This window comes from Pseudoroseicyclus tamaricis, assembly GCF_012070395.1.
Classification (GTDB): Bacteria; Pseudomonadota; Alphaproteobacteria; order Rhodobacterales; family Rhodobacteraceae; genus Pseudoroseicyclus_A; species Pseudoroseicyclus_A tamaricis.
The window spans coordinates 614726-640944 of record NZ_JAAFYS010000002.1; the positions used below are offsets into that span (position 1 = coordinate 614726).

Annotated in this window: 23 protein-coding genes; 10 read left to right on the forward strand and 13 right to left on the reverse strand. The window is 71.5% G+C overall.

Annotation, left to right across the window (positions count from 1 at the left end):
- Position 1: 1 nt before the first annotated feature.
- Positions 2-970: an aldo/keto reductase gene (locus GY170_RS09360; RefSeq protein ID WP_163892599.1), complete on the reverse strand. Its 969-nt coding sequence runs from the start codon at positions 968-970 to the stop codon at positions 2-4.
- 276 nt (positions 971-1246) lie between these two features.
- On the opposite strand from GY170_RS09360, the gene GY170_RS09365 reads away from it, so the two are divergent.
- The 10 genes from GY170_RS09365 (at position 1247) to GY170_RS09410 (ending at position 12465) form a co-directional block, all read left to right on the forward strand.
- Entirely contained in the window at positions 1247-2272 is a 1026-nt protein-coding gene (locus GY170_RS09365) for a GntR family transcriptional regulator (protein ID WP_163892601.1), read from the forward strand.
- Between the two features lie 21 nt (positions 2273-2293).
- The gene (locus GY170_RS09370) at positions 2294-3841 is read left to right on the forward strand and encodes an ABC transporter substrate-binding protein (RefSeq protein ID WP_235937824.1); all 1548 of its coding nucleotides are present in this window, start codon (positions 2294-2296) and stop codon (positions 3839-3841) included.
- A gap of 95 nt (positions 3842-3936) precedes the next feature.
- A complete protein-coding gene (locus GY170_RS09375) occupies positions 3937-5127 on the forward strand; it encodes a M24 family metallopeptidase (protein ID WP_163892604.1) in 1191 nt (396 codons plus the stop codon).
- A 7-nt stretch (positions 5128-5134) separates the two neighbouring features.
- On the forward strand, positions 5135-6115 hold the full coding sequence (locus GY170_RS09380; protein WP_163892607.1) for an ABC transporter permease: 981 nt from the start codon (positions 5135-5137) through the stop codon (positions 6113-6115).
- A gap of 4 nt (positions 6116-6119) precedes the next feature.
- Positions 6120-7007 carry an ABC transporter permease gene (locus tag GY170_RS09385; RefSeq protein ID WP_163892610.1) on the forward strand — a complete coding sequence of 296 codons (888 nt, stop codon included), beginning with the start codon at positions 6120-6122 and terminating at the stop codon, positions 7005-7007.
- A 45-nt stretch (positions 7008-7052) separates the two neighbouring features.
- Positions 7053-7994, forward strand: coding sequence for a succinylglutamate desuccinylase/aspartoacylase family protein (locus GY170_RS09390; RefSeq protein ID WP_163892613.1), 942 nt, complete (start codon positions 7053-7055; stop codon positions 7992-7994).
- Positions 7994-9022 carry an ABC transporter ATP-binding protein gene (locus GY170_RS09395; protein WP_163892615.1) on the forward strand — a complete coding sequence of 343 codons (1029 nt, stop codon included), beginning with the start codon at positions 7994-7996 and terminating at the stop codon, positions 9020-9022. The genes GY170_RS09390 and GY170_RS09395 overlap by 1 nt, the downstream gene beginning before the upstream one ends.
- A complete protein-coding gene (locus tag GY170_RS09400) occupies positions 9012-10016 on the forward strand; it encodes an ABC transporter ATP-binding protein (protein ID WP_163892618.1) in 1005 nt (334 codons plus the stop codon). The genes GY170_RS09395 and GY170_RS09400 overlap by 11 nt, the downstream gene beginning before the upstream one ends.
- 8 nt (positions 10017-10024) lie before the next feature.
- Entirely contained in the window at positions 10025-11275 is a 1251-nt protein-coding gene (locus tag GY170_RS09405; RefSeq protein ID WP_163892621.1) for a metal-dependent hydrolase family protein, read from the forward strand.
- Positions 11272-12465 carry a hypothetical protein gene (locus GY170_RS09410; RefSeq protein WP_163892624.1) on the forward strand — a complete coding sequence of 398 codons (1194 nt, stop codon included), beginning with the start codon at positions 11272-11274 and terminating at the stop codon, positions 12463-12465. Before GY170_RS09405 ends, GY170_RS09410 begins: the two co-directional genes overlap by 4 nt.
- Positions 12466-12598: 133 nt before the next feature.
- On the opposite strand, the gene GY170_RS09415 is transcribed toward GY170_RS09410, so the two are convergent.
- From GY170_RS09415 to GY170_RS09470, 12 genes are read right to left on the reverse strand one after another with little or no spacing between them, the layout of a single operon-like run.
- A complete protein-coding gene (locus GY170_RS09415; RefSeq protein WP_163892627.1) occupies positions 12599-12817 on the reverse strand; it encodes a hypothetical protein in 219 nt (72 codons plus the stop codon).
- Between the two features lie 12 nt (positions 12818-12829).
- The gene (locus GY170_RS09420; RefSeq protein ID WP_235937825.1) at positions 12830-13681 is read right to left on the reverse strand and encodes a substrate-binding periplasmic protein; all 852 of its coding nucleotides are present in this window, start codon (positions 13679-13681) and stop codon (positions 12830-12832) included.
- On the reverse strand, positions 13674-14477 hold the full coding sequence (locus tag GY170_RS09425) for an ABC transporter permease (protein WP_235924090.1): 804 nt from the start codon (positions 14475-14477) through the stop codon (positions 13674-13676). Before GY170_RS09425 ends, GY170_RS09420 begins: the two co-directional genes overlap by 8 nt.
- Positions 14474-15331: an ABC transporter ATP-binding protein gene (locus GY170_RS09430; RefSeq protein WP_163892630.1), complete on the reverse strand. Its 858-nt coding sequence runs from the start codon at positions 15329-15331 to the stop codon at positions 14474-14476. Before GY170_RS09430 ends, GY170_RS09425 begins: the two co-directional genes overlap by 4 nt.
- The gene (locus GY170_RS09435; RefSeq protein ID WP_235924091.1) at positions 15331-16356 is read right to left on the reverse strand and encodes an ABC transporter substrate-binding protein; all 1026 of its coding nucleotides are present in this window, start codon (positions 16354-16356) and stop codon (positions 15331-15333) included. Before GY170_RS09435 ends, GY170_RS09430 begins: the two co-directional genes overlap by 1 nt.
- 29 nt (positions 16357-16385) lie before the next feature.
- Positions 16386-17159, reverse strand: coding sequence for an ABC transporter permease (locus GY170_RS09440; protein ID WP_235937826.1), 774 nt, complete (start codon positions 17157-17159; stop codon positions 16386-16388).
- Entirely contained in the window at positions 17152-18111 is a 960-nt protein-coding gene (locus GY170_RS09445; protein ID WP_163892633.1) for an ABC transporter ATP-binding protein, read from the reverse strand. Before GY170_RS09445 ends, GY170_RS09440 begins: the two co-directional genes overlap by 8 nt.
- The gene (locus GY170_RS09450) at positions 18108-18989 is read right to left on the reverse strand and encodes a DUF58 domain-containing protein (RefSeq protein WP_163892635.1); all 882 of its coding nucleotides are present in this window, start codon (positions 18987-18989) and stop codon (positions 18108-18110) included. Before GY170_RS09450 ends, GY170_RS09445 begins: the two co-directional genes overlap by 4 nt.
- On the reverse strand, positions 18989-20017 hold the full coding sequence (locus GY170_RS09455) for an AAA family ATPase (RefSeq protein ID WP_235924092.1): 1029 nt from the start codon (positions 20015-20017) through the stop codon (positions 18989-18991). Before GY170_RS09455 ends, GY170_RS09450 begins: the two co-directional genes overlap by 1 nt.
- The gene (locus tag GY170_RS09460) at positions 20014-24174 is read right to left on the reverse strand and encodes a VWA domain-containing protein (protein ID WP_163892638.1); all 4161 of its coding nucleotides are present in this window, start codon (positions 24172-24174) and stop codon (positions 20014-20016) included. Before GY170_RS09460 ends, GY170_RS09455 begins: the two co-directional genes overlap by 4 nt.
- Positions 24168-25595 carry a hypothetical protein gene (locus GY170_RS09465; protein ID WP_163892641.1) on the reverse strand — a complete coding sequence of 476 codons (1428 nt, stop codon included), beginning with the start codon at positions 25593-25595 and terminating at the stop codon, positions 24168-24170. The genes GY170_RS09460 and GY170_RS09465 overlap by 7 nt, the downstream gene beginning before the upstream one ends.
- A complete protein-coding gene (locus tag GY170_RS09470) occupies positions 25592-26206 on the reverse strand; it encodes a zinc metalloprotease (protein WP_163892644.1) in 615 nt (204 codons plus the stop codon). Before GY170_RS09470 ends, GY170_RS09465 begins: the two co-directional genes overlap by 4 nt.
- Positions 26207-26219: the final 13 nt, after the last annotated feature.

A 26219-nucleotide genomic window follows, 5' to 3' on the forward strand; every position in this document is an offset into this window, starting at 1 on the left:
CCTACTGGTGACCGGACACAGCCTTCGGCCGGTAGGGCGCCTCGAGGGCGGCGACCTCTTCCTCCGTCAGCTGCAGGTCGAGCGCGGCGATGGCGTCGTCGAACAGCTCCGTGCGCGAGATGCCGACCAGCGGTGCCGTGATGCCGGGGCGGCTGGCGACCCAGGCATAGGCGATCTGCGCCATCGGCACGCCGCGCGCCTCCGCCACCTTGCGCACCGCGTCGGCCACCGCCTCGTCCTGCGCCTTCGACGCCTCGTAGAGCGCCTTCACCTGCCCGTCCGTCTCGCTGCGAACCGAGCTGCGCTTGCCGGCGAGGACGCCGCGGGCCAGCGGGCTCCACGGCAGGACACCGATCCCTTCGGAGCGGCAGAGCGGCAGCATCTCGCGCTCCTCCTCCCGGTAGATGAGGTTGTAATGCGGCTGCATGGAGACGAACTCCGCCCAGCCATTCGCGCGCTGGATCCCCAGCGCCTTCATGAACTGCCAGGCGTGCATCGAGGAGGCGCCGAGGTAGCGGACCTTGCCGGCGCGGACGACATCGTTGAGCGCGTCCAGCGTCTCCTCCAGCGGCGTGTCGTAGTCGAAGCGGTGGAGCTGCCAGAGGTCGATGTGGTCGGTGCCGAGGCGTTTCAGCGTGCCATCGATCGAATCGAAGACGTGCTTGCGCGACAGGCCCCTGTCGTTCGGATCGTCGCTCATCGCGTTGTAGAGCTTGGAGGCGATGACCAGCTTGTGCCGCGGCGCGAGGGGGAGGAGCTTCTCGCGCAGCACCTCCTCGCCGGCCCCGCGGGAATACATGTCGGCGGTGTCGAAGAAGTTGATCCCCCGGTCCAGCGCGCCCGAGATGATCGGCGCCGAGGCGTCGGCATCCAGCACCCAGGGCGCCCAGTCGGGGGAGCCGAAGGTCATGCAGCCGAGGCCGATGCGGGAGATCTTCAGGCCCGTGCGGCCAAGATTGATATAGTCCATCGTCACACCCTTCCTGCTGCGGGACAAAGGGGAAATGCGCCGCCCTGCACCGCGCTCGGCGGTCACCCGGCGGCGCCTCGGCCCGCGTGATTCCCTATAATTGCTAAGGCCGTCGCCGCCGGATGGGAACCCGGAGGCGGCCTCGCCGGGCGAGCTGCACAAGATTTGGGCGCCGATCCGCGCTCGAGGGGCGAGTTCGGAGGCCGGGCGAAAAAGGTCTTGCCAGGGGCGAGTGTGCTGGCCTTGTCTGTGAAGTGTTATGGTTGAGCATATCACATGAACACCGAACTCGACATCGATCCGAGCTTCATCGACAAGTCCCTCCCGGTGCCTGTCGGCCGTCAGCTCTACGGGCTGATGAGCTACCAGCTCTCCCATTTCGACCTGCCGAAGGGCACCAAGCTGCCCTCCGTCCGGCGCCTCGCCAGCACGCTGGGGATCGCGCAGGTCACGGTCGCGCAGGTCTATGCGGAGCTGCGCGACGCCGGCCTCGTCGAGATGCGCAAGGGCAGCGGCGCCTACACGCGCCTCGCCCTGCCACAGGAATCCGATCACGGCGTCACGGCGCTGCGCACGGATATCGACCTGCTGCTCAGCAAGGCCGAGCGGAAGGGCGTCTCGCCCATGTCGCTCGTCGCCATGGTCAACGCCCAGGCACAGCTGCGCCGCTCCCGTCCGGGGCTGAGCGTCATCTTCGTCGGCGTCTTCCCGGGCCCGGGCGAGGATTACGTGCGCGAGCTCTCGCCCCTCCTCTCCCCCCGCGACCGGATCTCGCTGGTCACGCTCGACCAGCTGCGGATGGAGGAGGAGACGCGGCGCGCCTGCGTCGAGGCCGACGTGGTGGTGACCTTCGTGCACCGCGAGACGGAGGTGGAACACCTCGTGCCGGATGCCAACGTCTACGGCCTGCGCTTCATCCCTTCCGATGCGACGCGCGCGGCGCTGGCGCGACTCGACCCGCGGGCGCGGGTGGCGGCGATCACGCAGCTGCAGGATTACATCGCGATCATGAAGCCGAGCGTCCAGCGCTACGCGCCGCATGTCTCCGACATCCGGGTGAGCTGGTCGCAGGCGCCCGACCTCGACGCGCTCATCGCCGGCTCCGACGCGGTGATCTACGCCTCCGGCGCCGATCACGTGCTGCGCCGGGTGCGGCCCGGCGTGCCCTGTTTCGAATACCGCCACTCCGCCGATCCCGCGGCGCTGGAGGCGGAATTCCTGCCTTACCTCGCCGAACTGCGCGAGCGCCAGAAGGCGGCGCTCAAGCTGGTCTCGGGCGGGCCGACATCATCCGACAATTAAACTAGCAGCAGGAGAATTGGTGTGACTATCAGGAAAAGCGCTACCCGCGGCGTTGCCGCGTCGCTCGTCGCCCTCGCGGCCGCCGGGGCCGTTCAGGCGCAGGACAGCCTCGTCATCGGCGCCGACGTCGATGCCGGCACGCTCGACCCGCGCCTGTCGCGCGACACCACCGCCTACCGCGTGACCGATCTCATCTATGCCGGCCTCGTGCACCTCAGCCCGACGCTGGAGCCGCAGCCCGACATGGCCGAAAGCTGGGAGAGCCCGGATCCGCAGACGGTGATCTTCCACCTGCGCGAGGGGCTCACCTTCTCCGACGGCTCGCCGCTGACGGCCGAAGATGTCGTCTACACCTTCGAGACGCTGACGGACCCGGACTTCAACGCCCCGCAGCTCACCCTCTTCGCGCCCATCGAGAGCGTCGAGGCCGTCGATGAGCTGACGGTGCAGTTCAACCTCTCGGCGCCCTACGCGCCGCTGATGAGCTACCTCTCCATGGGCATCGTCCCCTCGGACTATGCCGAGAGCGGCGCCGATCTCAGCAGCGAGCCGATCGGCTCCGGCCCGATGGTGCTGTCGGAGTGGAACCGTGGCAGCGACATCGTGCTGGAGGCCTCCGACAGCTACTGGGCCGGCACGCCGGAGATCGAGACCGTCACCGTGCGCATCGTCGGCGACAACTCCGCCCGCGCGCAGGCCTTCGAGGCGGGCGATCTGGACGTGATCCAGTCGCCGCTCTCCCCGCAGGACATCCAGCGCCTAGAGGAAGACGACCGCTTCGGCAGCGAGATCATGGCCGGCCTCGGCGTGACCTACCTCAACTTCAACACCGCCGACCCTCTGCTGGCGGATCCGGAGATGCGGCAGGCCTTCGCGATGCTGGTCGACCAGGAGACCATCGTGAACGACATCTACCAGGGTGTCGACGAGGTCGCGACGTCGATCATCCTGCCCTCCTCCTGGGCCTATGACGAGAGCATCACCCAGCCGACCTTCGATCCGGCCGGCGCGGCGGAGAAGTTCGCCGAGCTCGGCTGGAGCGACAGCGACGGTGACGGCATCCTCGACAAGGATGGCGAGCCGCTGACGGTCATCCTCTCCACCCACAGCGAGGACCCGAACCGCATCCAGGCCGTGGAATACACGCAAGCCATGATGCAGTCGGTCGGCGTGGACGCGCAGATCCAGATCACCGACTGGCCGTCCTTCTCCTCCGGCTACGTGCAGCAGGGCCAGCACCAGATCGCCCTGCTCGGCTGGCTCAACCTGACGGACCCGGACCGCCTCGGCTACGCGCAGCTGACCACCGGCGGCTCGCAGAACTGGGGGGGCTACTCCAACGAGACGGTCGACACGGCGCTGGAAGAGGGCCGCACCGCGCTCGACCAGGAGACCCGGGCCGAGGCCTACCAGACGGCTGCCGAAGTCATCGCGGAAGAGCTGCCCTACTACATCATCTCCTACCAGGGCTACCAGCTGTTCTGGGACAAGGACCTTCCCGTGGAGGTCACCGCCGACCCGCGCGGCAACTTCCGCGGCATGATCGGCATGCCCGAGACCGCCGAGTGATCTCGGCCGGCCGGCGCCCCGCGCCGGCCCCTACCCATGGCGCCGTCCTCACGTGGGGGCGGTCGCCAGACCCCATCTGCCAAAGGATCGGCCCCATGCCCGACGATCAGTCCCGCCTCTTCCACCAGCGCCTTCCGGCCAGCCATTTCGAGGCTCTGCACGGCGCCATCCGAGAGAAGATGGCCGAGGACGGCCTGTCGGTCCTCCTGCTCGATTCCAACGACGACGTCATCTACACGACCGGCTTCTCGCATTATTCCAACGAGCGCCCGGTGATGTTCGCCATCACCGCGACCGGCGCCTGGCTGCTGGTGCCGAAGCTGGAGATCGGCCACGCCCTGCATCAGGACACGGCGGCCGAGATCGTCTCCTACTTCGAGTTTCCCGGCGTCGAGAGCCCCTTCGCGGCGCTCAAGCGCGTCCTCGGCGCGGCGCCCGGCGAGGTGGGCGTCAGCCCCGGCATGTCGCTCGGCCGGCTCGCCGCGCTTCAGGCGGTGTTCGAGGGCGTCACCTTCCGCCCGACGCCGATGATCACGAAGATGCGCTATATCAAGACGCCCGCCGAGATCGCCCTGCACCGCGAGGCGGCCCGGATCTCCGATGCCATGGTGCAGGCCGGCGTCGACATGATCGCCGAGGCGATGCGCAAAGGGGGCGCCCTGCCCTCCGAGATCGAGATCGAGAGCCACGTCTCCCGCGAGGCGATGCGCATCATGTATGACGAGCACGAAGACCAGATGCTGGTGCAGGGGCTCGCCTCCGGCCTCGTCTATTCCGGCATCCGCTCCGCCTTCCCGCATGCCATGCCGACCGGCAACCCGGTCGCCGTGGGCGAGAGCATCATCCTCTCCCTCGGCTGCCGCGTCGGCGGCCGCGCGGCGGAGAGCGAGCGCACCCTCTTCATCGGCGAGCCGAACGAGACGCAGGCCGGCCACTACGCCATCGCCTACGAGAGCCAGCGCCGCGCCACCGCCGGCCTGATCGCCGGCAATACCTGCGCCTCCGCCGATGCCGCCGGGCTCGACTACCTGCGCGAGAATGCGCCGGAGGAGTGGATCCTGCACCGCGTCGGCCACGGCATGGGCGTGCTCTTCCACGAGCCGCCATGGGTGGAGGCGGGCGACCAGACGGTCCTGGAGCCCGGCATGATCACCTCCTCGGAGCCCTCGATCAGCGTGCCGAACTACGCCGGCTACCGGCTCGCCGACACGGTGCTAATCACCGAGGACGGCCCCGACAGCCTGACCCGCTTCCCGCGGAAGATCGACGACGTCGTGATCGGCTGAGGATCCCATGACCGCTTACGTGATCCGCCGGCTGCTGCTCTTCGTGCCCATGGCCGTGGGCATCATCTGCGTGACCTTCGCCCTGCTGCTGCTCATCCCGGGCGATCCCGCCTCGGTGCTGCTGGGGCAGGAGGCGACGGCGGAGGGCATCGCCTCGCTCCGCGCCGCGATGGGGCTGGACGATCCGTGGTACATCCGCCTCGGCCGCTACTTCGCCGACCTCGCGCAGGGCGACATGGGGCGGTCGATCTTCCAGAACGCCCCGGTGTCGGAGATCATCCTCGGCCGCATGGGCGCGACGATCGAGCTGGCGGCGGTGGCGCTCTTCCTCTCCGTCGTCGTCGGCATCGGCCTCGGCGTACTGGCGGCGATCCGCCAGGGCGGCATCGTGGACGCGGCGACCATGCTGCTGGCGCAGCTCGGCATCTCGATGCCGGTCTACTGGCTGTCGCTGCTCCTGATGCTCTGGTTCGCCGTCAATCTCGGCTGGCTGCCCGCCATCGGCCGCGGCGAGCCGCTGATCCCCGCCTTCGGGATGATGCTGGCCGGCAACCCCGCGCCCTTCCTCGACTCGCTGGCCCACATCACACTGCCGGCGCTGTCGCTGGCCGGCAACTCGGCGGCGATCATCTCGCGCCTCGTGCGCACCTCGATGCTCGAGGTGCTGCGGGAGGATTTCGTCCGCACCGCCAAGGCCAAGGGGATGCGCCGCCCGCAGGTCGTGCTGGGGCATGCGCTGCGCAATGCCCTCCTGCCCGTTCTCTCCGTCATCGGGCTGCGCTTCGGGGCGCTCCTCGGCGGCGCCATCCTGACGGAGACGATCTTCGCCTGGCCGGGCCTCGGCCAGCTGACCATCGCCGCGATCTCGCAGCGCGACGTGCCGCTGATCCAGGGCATCGTGCTGATCTTCGCGCTGATCTACGCCACCGTCACGCTGGCGGTGGATCTGGCCTATGCCGCGGTCGACCCGCGCATCCGGCTGAGGTGACCCCATGACCGACGCCGCCCAACCCGCCCCGCAAGCCGCCCGCGCCCGCCGCCGCATCCGCTGGCCGAAGGCCCTGCGCAGCGCGCCGCTGATCGCCGGCGCCCTGATCTCGGCCACGATCATCCTGCTGGCCATCTTCGCCCCCTTCGTGGCGACGCATGACCTGACGCAGATGGACATGCCCAACCGCTTCTCCGGCCCCTCGGCGGAGCACTGGCTGGGGACGGACAACTTCGGCCGCGACCTGTGGAGCCGCCTCGTCTACGGCGCCCGCATCTCGGTGACCATCGCCATCATCGCCGTGACGCTCTCGGCCATAATCGGCACGGTGATCGGCCTCGTCGCCGGCTATTTCGGCGGCTGGGTGGACCTGCTGCTGATGCGGCTGACGGACATCTTCCTCGGCTTCCCGCCGCTGGTGCTGGTGCTCGCCGTCGTCGCCGTCGTCGGCCCCGGCCTCCTCAACGTGGCGCTGTCGCTCGTGATCGTCTCGTGGACGGAATATGCCCGCGTCGTGCGCTCCACCACGCTGTCGCTGCGCGAGCAGAACTTCGTGCTCGCCGCCCGTGCCATCGGCGCCTCCCCGGCCCGGATCCTCTGGCGCGAGGTGCTGCCGAACTCGCTGGGGCCGATCATCGTGCTCGCCTCGCTCGGCCTCGGCACCGCCATCATCTGGGAGAGCGCGCTCAGCTTCCTCGGCTTCGGCCTGCCGCCGCCGGCCCCCACCTGGGGCTGGTCGCTCAGCTACGGCACCCGCTTCATGCGTGAAGACCCGTGGATGTCCATCATCTCCGGCGCCGCGATCATGGTCACGGTGCTCGGCTTCAACCTTCTCGGCGACGGGCTGCGCGACCTGCTCGACCCCCGCCACCAGACCCGCGGCAAGAGCTGAACGCCCGACGCTTCAGACGCCGCCAATACCAAGACAGGAGACCCCATGGTCAAGGAAATCGCCCGCTTCAGCCCGAAGATCACCACCCTCGCGGACGGGACCGACGCCCTCCTCCACATGACCGACCTGATCGGCGAGGAGCCGGGCCCGATGGTCGGCATCTCCGCCTCCGTCCACGGCAACGAGAATTGCGGCAGCCAGGCGATCCTCGATCTCTACCGCATCCTCAAGGACATGAAGATCAAGGGCACCATCCGCCTGCTGCCGGTCGTCAATGCCGGCGCAATGGTGGTCAACTCCCGCTTCAACCCCATCGACCAGCGCGACCTCAACCGCGAGTTCCCGGGCGATCCGAACGGCACCTTCTCGCAGCAGCTCGCCGCGGCGGTGACGAAGGACTTCCTCGGCGTGATCGACGCCCATATCGACCTGCACTCGGGCACCGACCGGCCGACGGTGGATTACGTTTACTTCCTCAACGACGAGAAGCTGAGCCGGGCCTTCGGCTCGAAGCTCCTCTACCGGCCCGATGACGGCAAGCAGGGCACCAAGTTCGGCGGCACGACGAAGGACGTCACCATGCCGCGCGGCATCCCCGCCGCGGTGATCGAGCTGGGCGGCGGCGTCGTCGACCAGGGCCCCTATATCGAGCGGATCATCAAGGGCGTGCTCAACATGCTCCGCCAGCTCGGCGCCATCGAGGGCGAGGTCGAGGCGGCGCCAAGCCAGGTCGTCGTCAACGAGATCGCCGGCATCCGGCCCACCAAGGGCGGCTGGGTCGAGCCGCTGTCGCCGCCGCTGGGCGGCGAGATGAAGAAGGGCGACCCGCTCTTCCGCGTCGTCAGCCCCTACACCTTCGAGGTGCTGGAAGAGGCCGTCTGCCCCTTCGACCGCGGCATCATGATCATGGGCCACCTGACCCGCAACATCGTCGAGGCCGGCGATTACGGCTGGATGGTCGGCAACATGGAGGGTGCGACCTCCTGATGGCACCCCTTCGCGATATCGAGGCCGGCGATCGGCGGCCGGCGGATGTCGCCGCGCCGGCGCTGTCGGTGCGCGATGTCGAGATCCGCATCGCCAACGCCGATCCGCCGTTCACCGTCGTCTCCGACATGTCTCTGGAGGTGGCGGCGGGCGAGACGCTCTGCATCGTCGGCGAGAGCGGCTGCGGCAAGTCGATCACCGCCCTCTCCCTCCTGCGGCTCCTGCCGGACGGGGTGCGGGTGGAGCACGGGGAGATCGATCTGGGCGAGACCGACATGCTGGCCCTGTCGGAGCGGCGGGCGGAGGATATTCGCGGCGACCGCATCGCCATGATCTTCCAGGAGCCGCTGACGGCGCTGAACCCGGTGATGCCCGTCGGCCGGCAGATCGGAGAGGCGCTCAGGCGCCACCGCCCCATGTCCCGCCGCGCCGCCGCGCGGGGCGCCGTCGCGGCGCTGGAGCGGGTGCAGATGCCCGATGCCGAGCGCCGGGCGCAACAATACCCGCATGAGCTCTCGGGCGGGATGCGCCAGCGGGCGATGATCGCGCTGGCGCTCTGCTGCGAGCCGGAGGTCATCGTCGCCGACGAGCCGACGACTGCGCTGGACGTGACGGTGCAGGCGCAGATCCTCGGGTTGATCGGAGAGCTGCAGCGCCGGCTCGGCACGGCTCTGGTGCTCATCACCCACGACCTCGGCGTCGTGGCGGAGACGGCCGACCGCGTCATCGTCATGTATGCCGGCCGGCGCGTAGAGGAGGCCCGGGTGACGGATCTCTTCGACGAGCCGCTCCACCCCTACACCCGCGGCCTCATGGGGGCGATCCCACGCGGCGCCGCTACCGGCGGCCACGGCCGGCTGACGGACATCAAGGGCACCGTCCCGCCGATGTGGGACCTGCCCCCCGGCTGCGCCTTCGCGCCCCGCTGCCCGCTCGCCATCGACAGGTGCCGCGCCGAGCGGCCGCCGCTGGAAGAGCACCGCCCCGGCCACCTCGCCGCCTGCTGGAGAGTGAACGATGCCACTTGATGCCACGGCGCCCCCGGCCGGCGCCGCCGACACCGCGCCGCTCCTCTCGGTGGAGGACCTGCAGGTCCACTTCCCCATCCGCGCCGGCGTCTTCCAGCGCCAGGTCGGCAGCGTGCGCGCCGTCGATGGGGTGAGCTTCCAGCTCGGCCGGGCGGAGACGCTGGGCCTCGTCGGCGAAAGCGGCTGCGGCAAGTCGACCACCGGGCTGGCGCTGACCGGCCTGATCCCCGCCACCGGCGGCGCCGTCACCTTCGACGGCGCCCGCGTCGGCGCGGCGCGGGGGCGGGATCTCGCCCGCTATCGCCAGCGGATGCAGATCGTCTTCCAGGACCCGTTCTCGTCGCTCAACCCGCGCCAGTCGGTGCGGGACATTCTGCGGGCGCCGCTCGACATCCATTCCATCGGTGCACCGGCGGAGCGCAACGAGCAGGTGCTGGCGATGATGCGCCGCGTCGGGCTGCGCCCCGACCAGGCCGGCAACTATCCGCACCAGTTCTCCGGCGGGCAGCGCCAGCGCATCGGCATCGCCCGGGCGCTGATGCTGGGGCCGGACGTCATCGTCTGCGACGAGCCGGTCTCGGCGCTCGACGTTTCGGTGCAGGCGCAGATCCTCAACCTCCTCGCCGACCTGCAGGAGGAGCTGGGCGTCGCCTACCTCTTCATCAGCCACGACCTCGGCGTGGTCGAGTACCTCTCCCACAAGGTCGCGGTGATGTACCTCGGCAAGATCGTCGAGCTGGCGGAGAAGGCCGATCTCTTCGCCGCCCCCCGCCATCCCTATACCGAGTTGCTGCTCGGCTCGACGCCCTCGCTCGATCCGCGCAAGCGGCACGGCTTCACGGCGCAGAGCGAGACGGTTCCTTCCGCGACCCACAAGCCCTCCGGCTGCGCCTTCCGCACCCGCTGCCCGCTGGCGACGGACCGCTGCGCCAGCGAGGAGCCGCCGCTCGTACCACGCGAGGATGGCCGCCTCGTCGCCTGCCACCATAGATGAGAGAGCCCATGACCCGCCCCATCGCCCTCACCGGCGCCAACCTGCTCGACCCCGAGGCCGGGCGCCTTCTGCCCAACCGCACCATCCTGATCGAGGGGGACCGCATCGCCGCCGTCGGCGAGGGCGTCGCCCCGCCGGAGGGGGCAGAGGTGATCGGGCTGGACGGCAAGACGGTCATGCCCGGCATGATCGACTGCCACATGCACGTGGTGGCGGAGACGCTGGATCTCTGGGGCAACATGATCGCCCCCACCTCCCTCTCCGCCCTCCGCTCCGCCCGGGTGATGGAGGAGACGCTGGCGCGCGGCTTCACGACGATCCGCGACCTCGGCGGCGCCGATCAGGGGCTGGTGCTGGGCGTCGAGGAGGGACTGATCGACGGCCCGCGCCTGATCATCTGCGGCAAGGGCCTCTCCACCACCGGCGGCCATTGCGACCTGCGCCAGCGGACGGATGACCGTCCGGGCATCATGTCGGACCGCCTCGGCTCCATGGGCATCCTCGTGGACGGCGTGGATGACGTCCGCCGCGTGGCGCGGACCTACATCAAGGAGGGCGCGCGCTTCATCAAGCTGATGGCCAATGGCGGCGTCTCCTCCCCCAACGATCCGATCCACGCGCTTCAGTTCTCGAAGGACGAGATCGCCGCGGCGGTGGAGGAGGCGGAGAATGCCGGCCTCTACGTCGCCGCCCATGTCTATACCGACCGGGCCATCCGCCGCTGCGTAGATCTCGGCGTGCGCAGCCTCGAGCATTGCAACCTGATCGAGGCGGAGACGGCTGCCATGGCGGCGGAACGGGGCTGCATCTCGGTGCCCACCCTCGTCGCCTACGAGGCGCTGGCGCTGGAGGGCGAGGCGCTCGGCCTCGGCGCCGACAGCGTCGCCAAGATCGACACGGTGCGCGAGGGCGGGCGCCGCTCGCTGGGGCTCCTCCGCGACGCCGGCGTGCCGATGGCCTTCGGCACCGACCTCCTCGGCGGCCTGCGCAAGTACCAGTGCATGGAGATCGACCTCCTCGCCGAGGTGCTCAGCCCGGCGGAGATCCTCCGCTCCCTCACCCTGACCGGGGCGGAGCTCTGCGGCCTGAAGGGCGAGGCCGGCGTGATCGCAGAGGGCGCCTTCGCCGACCTTCTGGTACTGGAGGGCGACCCCCTGCAGGACCTTTCGCTCCTCACCGGCGACGGCGCACAGATCGGCGCCATCATGGCCGCGGGGCGCTTCATCAAGAGAGACATCACCGAAGGAGCCGTGGAATGACGGACGGGCAGAGCATCGGCGCGGACGCGCTCGGCAAGGACCTCGCGGAGATCACCGCCGGCATCGACGCGCTCTATCGCGGCGGCCTCGGCACCGACGGCTTCCTCGCCCGCGAGGGGCTGATCCCCGTCGCCGTGGCGGAGATCGCGCCCCGCCCCCTGCGGGACTGGGACGAGGTGCAGGACGCCCTCGCCGCGCTGATGGAGCGGGTGCCGGCCGAGGCCGGCGATGCGCAGCGGCAGGGATGGCTCACCGAGATGACCATCTCCCTCGCCTCCGTCAGCCGCCTCTTCGCCGGCGAGACGCAGAGCTTCGAGACGCGCCTGAAGGAACAGCTGTGTGTGGGCACCACGCTGGTCCCCGAGGCGGTCCTGCAGGGCTACCGCGACACGCTGGCGGAGGCGCTGGGCGAGCTCGGCTATCGCAGCGGCGAACTCTCCGCCGATGTCGCGACGTGGGAGGCGGACACGACCGTTTCCCCCGATCAGGTGATCGACGTCCTGAAAGGGCTTGAGACAGAGGCGCAGGTGCGCTCGCAGCGGCTGGTCTTCGACATCGGCGATGACTGGATCACCCCCATCGGCGTGCGCGAGAAGCCCTTCAACGCCTATTGCGACTACCCGGGCCGGCAACTCCTCCTCAACCTCGGCTACCGCTACACGCGCTTCGAGCTGAAGCACCTCGCCACGCACGAGGCCTTCCCCGGCCACCTCGTCCACCTGTCGCGGCGCGAGACGCTGGTGCGCGAGGGGCGGATGCCGCTGGAAGGCGCGCAGGTGGTGACGAGCACCGCCTCCAGCCCGCTCTTCGAGGGCATCGCCGACAACGGGCTCGACCTGCTGGACTGGATCGAGGGGCCGGGCGATGCCGCCGGGCTCGCGCTCATGCGCCTGCGCAGCGCCCTGCGCTGCAACGCCTCGTGGATGATCTTCGCCGAGGGCAAGAGCATCGACGAGGTGGCGGAGGTGATCGCCCCCCTCTCCTTCCAGCAGCCGGAGACGATGCGCCACCGCCTCGCGCTCATCTCCCACGAGCTGCGCGCGCCCTTCCTCTACGCCTACTGGTGCGGCGACGACGCGGTGCACCGCTTCCTCGAGGCCACCCGCGACTGGCCCCGGGCCAAGGTCATGGAAGAGCTCTACGACCGCATGCACACCCCCACCACACTCGCCGCGGCCGCCTCCGCCTAGCGCGGCACCGCCCCCGAGAGCGGACCGGCCGCCAGCCAGCCCTGCTCTCGCCCTTTTTCAAATACCTCTCCGGGGGTCCGGGGGTGGAAAACCCCCGGTCCTGCGCTCTCCCGCAGCCCCGCCGTCCGCCCCGTCAGCGCCGGCCCTTGCCCTCTCGCCCGCCCGGCTGCCCCTCGGAGGGATGGCCCGGCAGCCATGGCGGCACCTCGCCGCCGCCCGCGGGCCGGCGCCGGTGGCGCCAGCGCCAGGTCGCGCCGGCCGCGGCATTGCGGTCGAGCTGGACCTCGTAGGGCTGATTGGGGGCCGAGAGATCGACCCAGTCGCACGCGGCCTCGTCGTCGTCGTCGCCCATCTCTCCCGTCCCCTACCGGCTCTGATCCAGGCTATAGCGCGACGCCAGCTCCGCGAAGGTGCCGTCGCTCTCGATCTCCTCCAGCAGGCGCGTCACCTCCCGCCGTAGCGTCAGGTCGCCTCGCCAGAAGCCGAAGCCGAGGGGGATGCGCCCCAGCTCGCCCGGCAGCCATGTCAGGGTGAGATCCGGCCGCTCGGCGATGAGCGTCTGCGCGATGAGCGCCTCGGTGATGGCGATCTCCGCCTCGCCCGTCTCCAGCGCCTCCAGCAGCGCGGCGGGGGATTGCACGATCCGCGCCGTCGTCCCCTGCCCGCGCAGGTACTGGCCGAGGCCGATCCGGTCGAGCCCCGCGAGACCGGCGTAGAAGGCGGCCGTCTGGCCCTCCTCCGGCGCCTCCTGCGGCCCGGCGGAGAGCATGGCCCAGCCCGTCTCCAGATGCGGGGCGCCGGTATCCATGAAGGCCTGCGTGGTGTCGGAGAGCGCGACGCCGCCGGCCACCATCTGGCAGATGCTGCGGTTGATGTGCCAGGCGCGCGGGTTGAAGTCGCGCCCCATGTAGGGGTTCGACGAGACGCGCAGCCGCCAGCCGGCCCGCTCGGCGATCTCGCGCACCAGCTCCACCTCGAAGCCGGGGCGCTCAGGCTCTCCCGTCACCAGGGGCGGGTAGCTCTCCGGCATGCAGACGCTGATCAGCCCCTGCTCGTCGATCTGCCGCAGCGAGCGATCCGCCGGCAGGAAGCTCAGCGCGAAGAGCAGCGCAAAGCAGATCACCACCGGCAGCAGCCAGCCCAGCCGCCGCCAGAGCGGCGGGCGGGCCGCGCTTGGCCGGCCCGCCTGCCTCGCCGGAGGGGCCGCGTCAGACACGGCGAAACTCCCAGACGGCGACGAGGAAGAGCACCAGCGTCATGATGCCGACGACGCGCAGGTCGAAGGTGGGGTCGAACTGGTTGAAGTTGATGAGGATGCCGCGCATCGCGTCTACCGCATAGGTCAGCGGGTTCCACTCAACGACCACCACCAGCCACTCCGGATAGATCGCCAGCGTCTGCGCCCGCGTCAGCGCCGGGTCGAGCGGGAAGACCGAGCTGGCCGTGAAGTAGAGCGGCAGGATCACGGCGTTGGAGAAGACGCCGAACCCCTCGAAGCCGCGCACGTAGTTGGCGATGACAATGCCGAAGGATGTCAGCCCGAAGGAGAGCGTGAACATCAGCGCGATGGCCGCCAGCGCATCCATCAGCGTCAGCGGCACGCCGACGAAGCGGGCGACGACGAGCACCATGCAGCCGTGGATCACCGCCGTCGTGGCCCCGCCGAGGATCTTGCCCAGCAGCACGAGGTTGCGCGGCATGGGGCTGACCATCACCTCGCGCAGGAACCCGAACTCCCGATCCCAGATCAGCGAGACGGCGGCCTGCACCGAGGTATAGAGGATGTTCAGCACCACCACGGCGGGAAAGATGAACTGCAGGTAGGTGTAGGGCACGACGAAGCGCACCTCTCCATAGACCTCGCCGCGGAAGTAGGGGTTCAGCCCGATGCCGAGGATCAGCACCCACAGAAGCGGGCGCGAGACGCCGCCGATGAGCTGGCCGCGGTCGCGCAAGCTGCGCTTCACTTCGCGCAGCCAGATGGCATAGACGCCGCCGAGATAGCCCATCATGCCGAAGCCTCCTTCTGTGCGGCGGCCGGGTCGCGGCCATAGAAATCCGACGCCGGGTCGGAGAGGACGAGGTCGCGGATGCGCCCCCAGAGGTAGGCGCGCAACTCCAGGAAGGCGGCGCTGGCACGCACCTCCTCGCCGAAGCGCGGGCGCGGCAGCGGCACCTCTATATCGTCGAGCACCTGCCCGCCGCCCATCAGCACCACGCGGTCCGCCAGCACGAGCGCCTCGTCGACGCTGTGGGTGACGAAGAGCACCAGCGCCCGGTTCCGCTGCCAGATGGCCATCAGCTCCATCTGCATCAGCTCGCGCGTCTGCGCATCGAGGCTGGCGAAGGGCTCGTCCATCAGCAGGATCATCGGCTCCACCGCCAGCGCCCGGGCCAGCGCCACGCGCTGGCGCATGCCCCCCGAAAGCTGGGCGGGGTAGCTGCCCTCGACGCGGGCGAGGCCGACGAGATCGAGGTAATGAAGCGCCCGCTCCTTCCGCTCGGCCGCGGAAAGGGGCAGCTCCTCCAGCGCGAACTCGATGTTGCGCCGCACGGTCAGCCACGGGATCAGCCGGAAGGACTGGAAGACGAAGCCCGCCTCCGGCCCCGGACGGGGCGCCTTGCCGCCGAGCCGCACCTGCCCCTCCTCCGGCCGGATCAGACCGTTGGCGACGCGCAGGAGCGTGGTCTTGCCGCAGCCCGAGGGGCCGACGATTGCGACGAAGGTGCGGTCCTCGCAGGCGAGCGAGATATTGTTGAGCGCCACCGACTGCTCCCCGCCGGGGCGGGTGAAGCGCTTGGTGACGCCCTGAAGCGAGAGCCGGGGGGTGCCCGGCTCCCGCCCTTGTGTGGCGCCCTGCGCCATCAGCGGACCGGCATGTCCGAGGCGCCCTCGGCGGTACCGAGATCGGCGAGCACGTTGTCCACCGGGCCGAAGTCGACCCATTCCTCCAGCGTCACCTCGCGCTGATCGGCGAAATCCTCGCTCTGGTAGAGGAAGTCCTGCGTGAACTGCAGCTCCTCGGCGTTGAGGCCGCCGTTGACCTCCCAGCCGCCCGCGAAGCTCTCGGCCAGCATGTCGAGCGTCTCGGGCGCCACGTCGGGGCGCACCTCGCTCATGTAATCTACCCAGAGCTGCGGGTTGTCGGCGACGTCGCGGCTGGCGCGGATGAGGGCGCGGATCACGCCTTCCACCTCGCCGCCCCGCTCGTCCAGCGTCTCCTGCAGCACGACGTTGACCTTGTTCACCACGGGCGCCGCCTCGTAATAGGCGTCCTGCGGCACGAGGATGTGCAGGCCCGTCTGATCCGGCAGCTCCGACCAGACGCCGATGGACATGGTCGTCGCATCCACCTGCCCGGCGGAGAGCGCCTGCCCCCGCACCGAGGGCTGGCCGAGGGCGACGAGCTCCAGATCGTCCCATGCCAGCCCGTAGCCGGAGAGGACCTCGCCGGAGAGCGTGTAATCGAGGCTGCCGATCCGGCCGACGCCGAAGCTGGCGCCCGCCAGATCCTCGGGCGAGGCGATCTCCTCGCTGGAGGCGATGAGGAAGGGCAACGACTTGTTGGGCGAGGTGACGGCGCGCATGTCGGGCGAGCCGCCGAGGACGAGCTGCACCAGCGCATCCACGGAGATGTTGGCCATCTCCCCTTCGCCCGATTGCAGGGCGGCGACGGCGGAGGGCGTCTGTTGCACGCGCACCAGCTCGACCTCGACGCCCTCCTCCTCGAAATAGCCGCGGTCGGCGGCCATGTCCTGGATGGAGTTGGGCACCAGCGGCGGCTCCAGATGCGTGACGATCAGCCGGAAGGGCTCCCCCATCGCGGTGGAGCCGAGCAGGGCCACGCCGAGGGCGAGGCCGAGGGATGTGCCGGTCTTGGTGACGTTCATGGTATTCCTCCTCCTGGTTATACGCGCTCTCACAGGTCTTTCTTCCAGCGCGCGAGCCGCGACTCGACGAGCCGCAGAAGTTCCGTGACGACGACACCGATGGCCGCGAGCGTGAGCACCACGACGAAGTACTCGGCCATGCGGAAGGTGTTGCCGTAGATCGAAAGAAGGCCGCCGAGCCCGGCCACGGCCGTGTAGAGCTCGGCGACGACGGTGTTGATCAGCCCGATTGTGGCGCCGAGGCGCAGCCCGACGATGACGTAGGGCATCGCCCCGGGCAGCACGATGCGGGCGAAGATGCGAAAGCGGCCCGCGCCGGTGGAGCGGGCCATCTCCACCAGCTCCTCGTCGGCCTGCAGGACACCGGCATAGGTGTTGATGATGATCGGCATGACGGCGCCGAGGAAGACGATGAAGGTCTTCGCCTCGAAGCCGAGGCCGAGGAGCACGATGATCAACGGGATGAAGGCGACGCGCGGCGTGGCCGAGAGGGCGTAGACGAAGATGTCGAGCACCCGGCCGAGCAGCCGCACGGCGCCCATCAGCAGCCCGAGCGGAATGGCAACGAGGATGGCGAGGCCGTAGCCCGAGCCGTAGATCGTCAGGCTCTCCAGCAGCGCCGATTGCAGCCGGCCCTCGGCGAAGAGCCGCTGCGCCGCCGCCCAAGTCTCCGACGGGGCGGGGATGAGGTTGCGCGAGACGCTGAGCGAGGCGATCCACCACAGCAGCAGCAGCAGGCCGACGAAGCCGACCCGCGCCAGCGCCACCAGCCAGGTGCGCTCGGAAAGGGCGCGGCTATCCACGGCGCCCTTTTCGCCCGCCGCGGGGCGACGCCGGCTCTTCCCGCAGGTCGCGCCCGGTGAGGGAGAGGAAGACGCTTTCGAGGCTGGGCTGGTCGATCTCGATCTGGTCCAGCTCGCCGCCCGTCTCCTGCAGCATCCGCCCCAGCGCCACCGGGTCATCCACCGGGATGGCGAGGCGCCCGTCCGTGGCCCGCGCGGCGCCGGGGAACTGCGCCAGCAGCCGCTCCGCTGCCGCGGGAGAGAGGGGGCGGCCGCGCAGAACGGTCCTGCCGTGCTCGGCCTTCAGCGCCGAGGGGGTGGCATCGGCCCGCACCTGCCCCTTGTCGATCACCACGACGCGGTCGCAATTGTCGACCTCGTCGATGTAATGCGTCGTCACCACCACCGTCAGCTCGCTGCGCGTCCGCAGCTCGGCGATGTATTCCCAGATCCGCGCGCGGGACTGGGCGTCGAGGCCGACCGTCGGCTCGTCGAGGAAGAGCAGCTGCGGCTCGTGCAGCAGCCCCCGCGCGATCTCCAGCCGGCGCTTCATGCCGGAGGAGAGGGTGCGCACCGGGGTCTCCGCCCGGTCGGCCAGCTCCACAAGCTCCAGCATCTCGGTGATGCGGCGGCGGCGGTGGGCGCCCTTCATGCGGTAGACGAGGCCATGGAAATCGAGGTTTTCGCGCACCGTCAGGCGGGTGTCGACCGTTGGATCCTGAAAGACGACGCCGATCCGCTGGCGCACATCTCGCGGCGACTTGCGCACGTCGAACCCCGCCACCTCCGCCTGCCCGGCATCGGCCTGCGTGATGGTGCACAGGATGTCGATCAGCGTCGACTTGCCGGCGCCGTTGGGGCCGAGGATGGCAAAATGGCTGCCCGCCGGCACCTCGAGGCTCACCCCGTCCAGCGCCGTGACGCGGCCGAACTCCTTGCGGACGCCCTCCACCCTGATCGCCTTGCCCGTCATGTCAGCACTCCCCTGCCCCGAAGGCGGCGCAGGAAGAGATCGGCCAGATCCTCCTCCGCCGCCACCTGGAAGGCATGCCATTGCCGCCGGCGGCATGCCTCCTCTATCCCGGCCTGCCAGGCCTGCAGCGCCTCGGCATAGCGCCCCAGCGTTCCCGCATCGAGCCGCACGTCGATCTCCTCGCCCGTCTCGGCATCGCCGAGGGTCATCACGCCGCTGCCGAGGCTTTCCGGGTTCCGCTCCGCCTCGCTGAGGAGCTGGATGGCCCAGACCTCCTGCCCCTGCGCCTCGGCGAGGGAGAGCTGATCGGGCAGCGCCTCGTCCCACCAGTCGGAGATGACGATGACCAGCCCGCGCGCGGTGAGGGAGCCGAGGAGCTGCCGGAGCGCGCCCGCGACATCCGCCGCCCCGCCACCGGGCGCCCGGGCGAGCCAGGCGAAGAGGTCATCGGCCCGGCCGGAGCCCTGCCAGCGGGGGGAGACCTGCGCCGCCACGCCGCCGGCGCCGCAGGTCGCCACCTGCACCCGGTCGCCCGCAGCGAGGCCGACGAAGCCGAAGACCTGCGCGATCAGCCGCGCCGCCGTCTCCTTCTGGGCTTTCGCCCCGCCCATCGAGGCGCTGAGATCGACGAACACCGTCACCGGCAGCTGCCTCATCTGCGCGTATTGCCGGATCACCGTGTCGCCGGTGCGGGCCATGACATGCACGTCGAGATGCCGCGTGTCGTCGCCCGCCTGGTAGGGGCGGTGATCGACGAACTCCATCCCCGCGCCCTTCTGGCGCGAGCGCCGCTCGCCGACGCCGGCCGTCGGCTGCGCCCGGGAGGGCAGCAGCCGGCTGGTCATCAGCCTGTCGAGCAGGGCGGCGGGCGGGCGCATCAGACGGCCCCCACGGTCTTGTCGAAGAGCCGCCGCATCAGGCCCGCCACGTCCACCTCGCTCGCCCGGCCTTCGAAGTTGGGCTGGACGCGGTGGCCGGTGACGGGGCCGAGCACGGCGCGCAGATCCTCCACCGCCACATGGTCGCGCCCGGCGATCATGGCGTTGGCCTTGGCGGAGAGCACCAGCGCCTGCGCGCCGCGCGGGCTGATGCCGAAGCGGATGTTGCGGCGCACCTCCTCCGGCGCATCGGGGCTGCCCGGCTGCGAGCGCACGCAGAGTTCCGCCACCGCCGCCCGCAGCCGCTCGGCCAGCGGCACGGCGCGCACGAGGCGCTGCAGGGCGAGGATATCCTCCGGCGTGATCGTCTGCGCCTGCTCGGCGGATGCTCCGCCGGTCGTGGCGGCGAGGATGCCGGAGAGCATGGCGCTGTCCGGGTAGGCGATGTCGACGCGGAAGAGGAAGCGGTCGATCTGCGCCTCGGGGAGCTGGTACGTCCCCTCCATCTCGATCGGGTTCTGCGTGGCGAGAACGAAGAACGGTTTCGGCAGCTGCATCGACTCGCCGGCGGCGGAGACGGTGCCCTCCTGCATCGCCTCCAGCAGCGCCGACTGGGTGCGCGGCGTGGCCCGGTTGATCTCGTCGGCCAGCAGCAGCTGGGCGAAGATGGGGCCGCGGCGGAACTCCAGATGATTGCGCCCGTCCTCCCCCGGCACGATGACCATGGCGCCGGTGATGTCGGCGGGCATGAGATCGGGCGTGAACTGGATGCGGGAGAAGCCCAGCCCGGTGGCGGCGGCGAGGCTGCGCACCATCAGCGTCTTGCCGACGCCCGGCGGCCCCTCCAGCAGGATGTGCCCGCCGGCGATCAGCCCGGTCAGGATCAGCCGCAGCGGCCCCTCCTGCCCGACGACGCTCGTCTGCATGCCCGTCAGCGTGCCGGCGAGCGCGGCGCGCAGGCGCGCCAGTTCGCCTGCCCCGTCCGGGCGAGCGGCTTCGGCCATCGCGGTCGTCGTCTGGTCGGTCATTGTGTTCCCTCCATGCGGGTCCTGTTGGCCCGCCCGGGCCAGTCGATGTAGCGGCGCAGCAGGGCCGCGAGGAAAAGGACGAGGCCGGCGATCACCCAGGGACGCCACGCCCCGGCCCAGCCGAAGCGGAGCCCCCGGCCGGCCTCCGTCGCCTCCTCAACCGTGGTCAGCTCGCCCCCGGTCGCCGAGGCGAGCCATTCGCCGGCCGCGAGATCGGCGGGCGGGGTGAAGGCGGGGGCGTAGGAAAGGTGATAGGCCGTCTCGGCCACGGCCTCCCCCTCGCCGACGCTGGCGCGATAGGTGCCGGGGGCAGCCAGCGGCAGGGAGCCCTCGTAGAGCCCCGGCTGCGCCTCGATCAGGCGCAGGCGGTCGGTCTCTCCTCCCGGGCGCTCCACCCTGGCGGCCTCGCGCAGGCCGCTCTCCGGTTCGCCGTTCTCGTCCAGCACCGTAAGACTGACGGTCAGCCGCTCGCCGTCGCTGCTGGCATCGAGGATGCGGCCGGTCGCCGGCAGCGGCGATTGCACGCCGCGCGCGGCGCTCGCCCAGAAGCCGCCGTAGCCGTGCAGCGCGTGCCAGTCCTCCGTCCACGGCCCCGTCGCGTCGGAGGTGAAGGCGAGCACCTGCCCCGTTCCGTAGGCCCATGCGGCGAGGAGCGGGGCGTCCTCGCCCTCCTCGTCCGGCACGGTGATCGCCACCTCCGCCTCGTCCTTGGCCGTGGTCAGCACGTAGCCGGTGACCGGCGGCAGGCGGGCGGGCAAGGCGTCCGCACCGGGGGCGGACCGGTCTGTCCACGAGGGCTGCCGCGCCCCCTCCTCCACGGGGGAGGAGAACATCATCGCCTCCTGCGAGAGGATGGAGGGCAGCGCCGCGAAGTCCCGCGTGACATGCGCCGCGCCGCCGCCGAGCGCGGCGATCTCCTCCACCGTCGTCCTGTCGGACCCCTCGCCGATGGCGACGCCAGAGACGGTGACCCCCGCCTCCCGCATCTGGCCGAGGATGCCGGGCCAGTCGCCGGGCTGAGACAGACCGTCGGTCATCACGATGACATGGCGCGCGGCGGACTCCGCCTGACCCATCTGTCCCCACGCCGCCACGAGGCCGGGGTAGATCGAGGTGCCGCCGCCGGGATCGACCTGCGTGAGCGCCGCCTCCGCCACCCCCATGTCGAGGTCGCTCATCGGCAGCACGGTGCGCGCCTCGGCGTCGAAGACGACGATCCCCACCTGGCTCTCGCTGTTGAGGAGCTCGATGGCGGAGAGCGTCGCGCGCTTGGCCATGTCCAGCCGCGTCCCCTCGCCCACCGCCTGCTGCATGGAGCCGGAGCGGTCGAGCACGAACATCATCGCCACCTCGGGCGCATCGCGCGGCACCTTGGCAGAGAGCGGCGAGAGATCCTCGAGCGGCGTCTCGAAGTACCCGCCGGGCCCGAAGCTGTTGGCGCCCCCTAGCAACAGCAGCCCCAGCCCGTGCTCGCGCACCGCCTCCTCCAGGATCTCCTGCTTGCGGCTGGTCAGCGAGATGGCGGGGGTGTTGAGCAGCACCGCGGTGCCGTAGCCGAGCCAGCCGCGCACATAGTCGGGCGCCGCGTCGGGGGCGAGGACATCCACCGTCAGCCCTGCACCGGCGAGCAGCGCCGCGAAGGCCTCGCCATGCGCCGGGTCGGGGCTGATGACGGCGACGGGCCGCAGGGGGCGCGGGTGGACGATCCGCCCGGCGCGGTTGTTGGCGGGGCTGTCGGCCCCCTCGGGCTCGATCAGCATTTCAACCAGCGCCGGCTCCGCTTCCGATTGGGCGGGGAGGACCATCTCCAGCCGGTTGGTGCCCGGCTGCAGGCTGACGGGCTGGGAGGCGATCTCCGCCCCGTCGCGGAAGATGCGCAGCCGCCGCTCCGTCCCCTGCCCCGCCTCGACGAACCCGGTGATGCGCAGCCGGTCGCCGATGAGCGCGGCGCGCGACGTCTCGATCCGCCGCAGGACGACCTCGTCGGGGGCGAGGCGCTCCGGCCGCAGGTAATCCACCGGGAGGGCGGCACCGCCGGTGGCTGCCGCCACCTCCCCCAGATCGGGGCGCTGCCCGAGTGAGGCGGTGAGCAGCACGCGCCCGCTCTGGCCCGGGGGCACGCTGGCAACGGCGAGGGCGAGGGCCTCGGTGCCGTGGAGGAGCGGGGCTTGGCCGGCTTCAGGAGCGGCGGGGTCGACCGCGGAGCCGGCGAGCTCCGGCACCGGGCCGGCGCGGACGACCGAGAGGTCGGGGCCGGTGAGGCCGCTGCTGGGTGCAAGGCTGCCGTCCGCCGTCACGAGGACAAGCCGTTCGCGGGGCGAGACCTCCGGCGCCGGCAGGCGCAGCACGCCGGCCACCAGCAGCGCGAGCGCGAGGAGCGCGAGCACAGGGAGCTGCCCGCGGTTGCGACCGGTGAAGACGGCATAGGCGCTGTCGGCGAGGATGCAGGCGGCGGCGAGGCCGATGAGCCACGGCGCCAGCCCCTGCGGCAGGAGCGCGGCGGAGGCCGGCTCCAGCGGCGGCGCCTCTCCGGCGGGGGTGTCGGCGGGCGGCGCGTTGATGGCGAGGATCTGCTCCGTGCTCGGGTCCCAAAAGAGGCCGGCGCTCAGCGGCACGTGGCCCTCATGGGCAAGCGGGGCGCCGGTGGTCGCCTCCTCCATCCCCTCCAGCGGGGCGGCACAGGGCTGGCCCACCACGCAGGCCGGCCCCGGCTCGCGGGTCGGCAGGTCGAGCGCCTGCAGGAGCGCGCCGGCCAGCAGCGCCATCTCCGGCGTGCCGGGCCAGGAGCTGTCAGCGGGGTCGAAGGCCAGCCGCAGGTCGGCGCGCGTGGCCCCGCTGCGCAGCTCCACCAGCGGCACGCCGCTGCCGGAGACGATGACCTCCGCGCCCTCCATGGCCGGGGCGGCATAGGCGCGGCTGAGCGACAGGTCGCTCCAGGGCAGCGCCTGCCCGAGGGGGTTGGTGCCGGACCAGTCCCCCGGATCGGGGCCCTCGACGGCGACGGGCTGCGGTGTCCCCTCCGCATGGGCCGCGCCGATCCAGAGGGTCGACGCCTCGGGCTCGCGGGCGACGGTGACGCCGTCGACGATGACGAGCGCGTAGGCGGAGAGGTCCTCGGGCAGCTCCGCCGCCTGGTAGAGCGCCACCTGCGGCACGGCGGAGAGCGCGGCGAGGAGCGGCTGCTCACCGGGGCCGAGGTAGAGCACCGGAAGCTCCGGCGGCGGCAGGCCGAGCGTGAAGTGCTCCTCCTCTCCCCCGGCCAGCGCAACGGTGAGGATGCCCGGCCCCGGTAGCTCCAGATCACGGGTGACGCTGTCCTGCCCGTCGTCGTCGGGCTCGACGTCGATCTCCGCCCAGGGGAGCGGCGTGACGCCCGGGGCGTCGCTGTAGCCGAGCGTCAGCTGCGTCGGCCCGGCGCCCTCGGGGAAGGTCACCTCTGCGGTGACGCGCCAGCGGCCGGCGTCGGCGTTGAGGGCGGTGACCTCCGCCGTGACGGCCGGGCGCGGCGCGGCAGTGACGGGCGGGCGGCGAAGCCCAGGCGCGAAGGGCGCCAGCTCCTCGGGCACGGGGCCGCTGGAGAGGAGGAGGATCTCCGCCCCCTCCGCGTCGCCGCCGACGCCCTGCACCATGCGCGCCACCTCGGCCCAGTCCGCCGCGGCCTCCGCCGAGGTGAGCCCGTCCAGAAGGGGCGCCGCCATCTCCGGCCGCCAGGGCCAGGCGGCGGCGAGCAGGCGCGGCTCGGGGCCGGCGAGAATGGCGGAGAGGCGGGCGGGAGAGACGGCGCCAGGGCGCTCGAGGTCTCCGCGAAGCTCCGCCAGTGCCGCGTCGAAGAGCGGGGTCCCGTCGGCGCTCTCTGCCGCCATCTGCGCGGAGCCATCCAGCACCAGTACGAGATGCTCGGCGGGCGCGCGGCGGGAGAGATAGGGCTGGGCGAGCGCCGTCGCGAGAAGCAGGACGGCGGCGATCTGCAGGACCAGCGGCCAGGAGAAGGGCGGCCAGCGGCGGCGCGCCTGCCGGCTGCCCTCCGGGAGGGCGAAGCGGCGCCAGATGAGCAGGCTCGGCACCTCGGCGCGGCGCTTGCGCACGGCGTGCAGCAGCAGGACGCCGGCCGCGACCAGCCCGACGGCGAGGAAGAGGGGGGCGGAGAAGCTCAGCACCCCGCGCCCTCGCAGGTGGTGCCGCGGCCGAGGTAGCGGGCCACCATGTCCCGCCCCTCCAGAGAGACGACGCTGCGTGCCCGGGCGCCGGCCGCCGGGCCCTCTGCGCCGCCGGAGGCGAAGCCGGCCGCCGCGGCCTCCGCCGCTGCCGCAGCCTCCACCTCCGGCGGCAGCTCGATGCGGATGCGGTTGCCGTCCGGCGAGGCCTGCCCGCCGAGGAGGATGGTCTCACCCGTCTCGGCCGCGAGACCCGCGAAGTCCGCGTCCTCCTGAAGGTCCTGCGAGCCGAGGCCGGCCATGTTGCTCTCGCCCCGGCCCGATTGCAGCGCGGCGCCGACGGGGACGCGGCCGGCGAATTGCAGATCCTCGCTGTCCATCCGCCGGGGCTCGTCCTCTCCGCCGCCGCCCGTCAGGCCGGGGTCGGAGGACGCGGCGGCCTCGCCGCTCGGCGCGTTCGGATCGGAGCGGAGCTCATCCTCGCCGCGGCCGACATAGCGCTCGGCCATGTCCGGCGGGCGGTCATACATGCCGGGGGGCCGGTCGGCCTCCTGCTCGGCCCGGGCAGCGCGGGCGGCCTCCTGCCGCGCTTCCTCCTCCAGCCGGTCGCCGAGGCCGGCGAGCCGCTCCCCCGCGCCCTCGCCCAGCCAGTCCGGCTGGTCCTCGCCATAGGCGCGGGCGGCGTGCTCCAGAAGGTCCTCCGCCTCGGCAGAGCTGATCTCGCCGCCGCCGGCGCGCGCCTGCTCCAGCCGGTCCTCGATGGCGCGGGCGACGGCCTCCAGATAGGCGTCGCCCGTCTCCTCGGCATCGGCCGCCATCCGCTCCGCCGCCGCCTGCAGCGCGGCCTCCGGGTCCTCCGGCTCCGCCTCCTCCAGCGGGCGGGGCGCGGCGGCGGGGGCCGGCGCGGCGCCCTGCCGGAGGCCGAGGCTCAGGCCGACGGCGAGGAGGAGGACGGCGGCGACCGCCGCGAGGACGATGACGGGGCGCGGGAAGAGCGGTTCGATCCGGGACGTGTCGAGGCTGCGGGCGCGGGGCGCGAGGTGCTCGAGCAGCACCTGTCCCACCGGGCCCGGCGTCTCCTCGCGGCCGGCGACGTCGATGGCGGTGCCGTAGGCCTCCCCGAAGCCGGCGCGCCGGTCGATGCGGAAGGCGAGCGCCGCGCCTGCCGGGCGCCGACGCCAGAGGACGAGCGCCACGGCAGCACCGACGAGCAGCGACGCCACCGCCGCGAAAGGGACGACGGGGGGCAGCGTGGCGCCAACAAGGGCCGCGATTTCCGCCGCCCCGATCACCGCCAGCCCGGCGATGAGCCCGGCCAGCACGGCGGCCAGCGTGTCGCGCAGCCGCGAGCGGCGGGAGACGCGGCGCATGGGCTCAAAGAGCGCCTCCCGGGCGCCGCCCGCCGGCTCCACCGCCGCGCTCATGAGACGGCCGGCGAGAGGAGGCGGACGAGGGGGCGCAGCACGTCGGCGACGCCGCTGCTCTGCAGGAGCCAGAAGAGCGCGACGAGCGCCACGCCGACGATCTGATTGCGGCGGGCGATGGCGTGGTAGCCCTGAGGCCAGACGGCCAGCAGCAGGTAGCCGCCGGGGAGCGGCGGGATGGGCAGCAGGCCGAGCAGGGCGATCCATGCCGCCAGCTCGGACGTCGTCAGCAGCCAGGAGTTCAGGCCGGCGGAGAGGCCGGGGGAGAAGGTGCCGAGCACCAGCGGCCGCAGCGCCCAGGCGAGGACGCCGAGGGCCAGCATCGCGGCCAGCGCCCCGGCGACGCAGACCAGCAGGCCCGCCCTGCCCCCTCGGAGTTCGGCGGGGTCCACGTCCACCGGCTTCACCCAGCCGGCGCGGCCGAGCACCGCGGCGAGAATGGCCCAGATCGGCACCTGCGCGACGGGGTTCAGCGTGACGCGCCCGTCCTTCTTCGGCCCGTCATCCCCGAGGATGCGCGCGAGACTGGCGAAGGCGGCGCCATGGGCCGTCAGCAGCACGAACGCGGCCGCGGCCCTGAGCAACATCTGCCAGACGGATATGTCCCTCATGATCGCCGCCGCG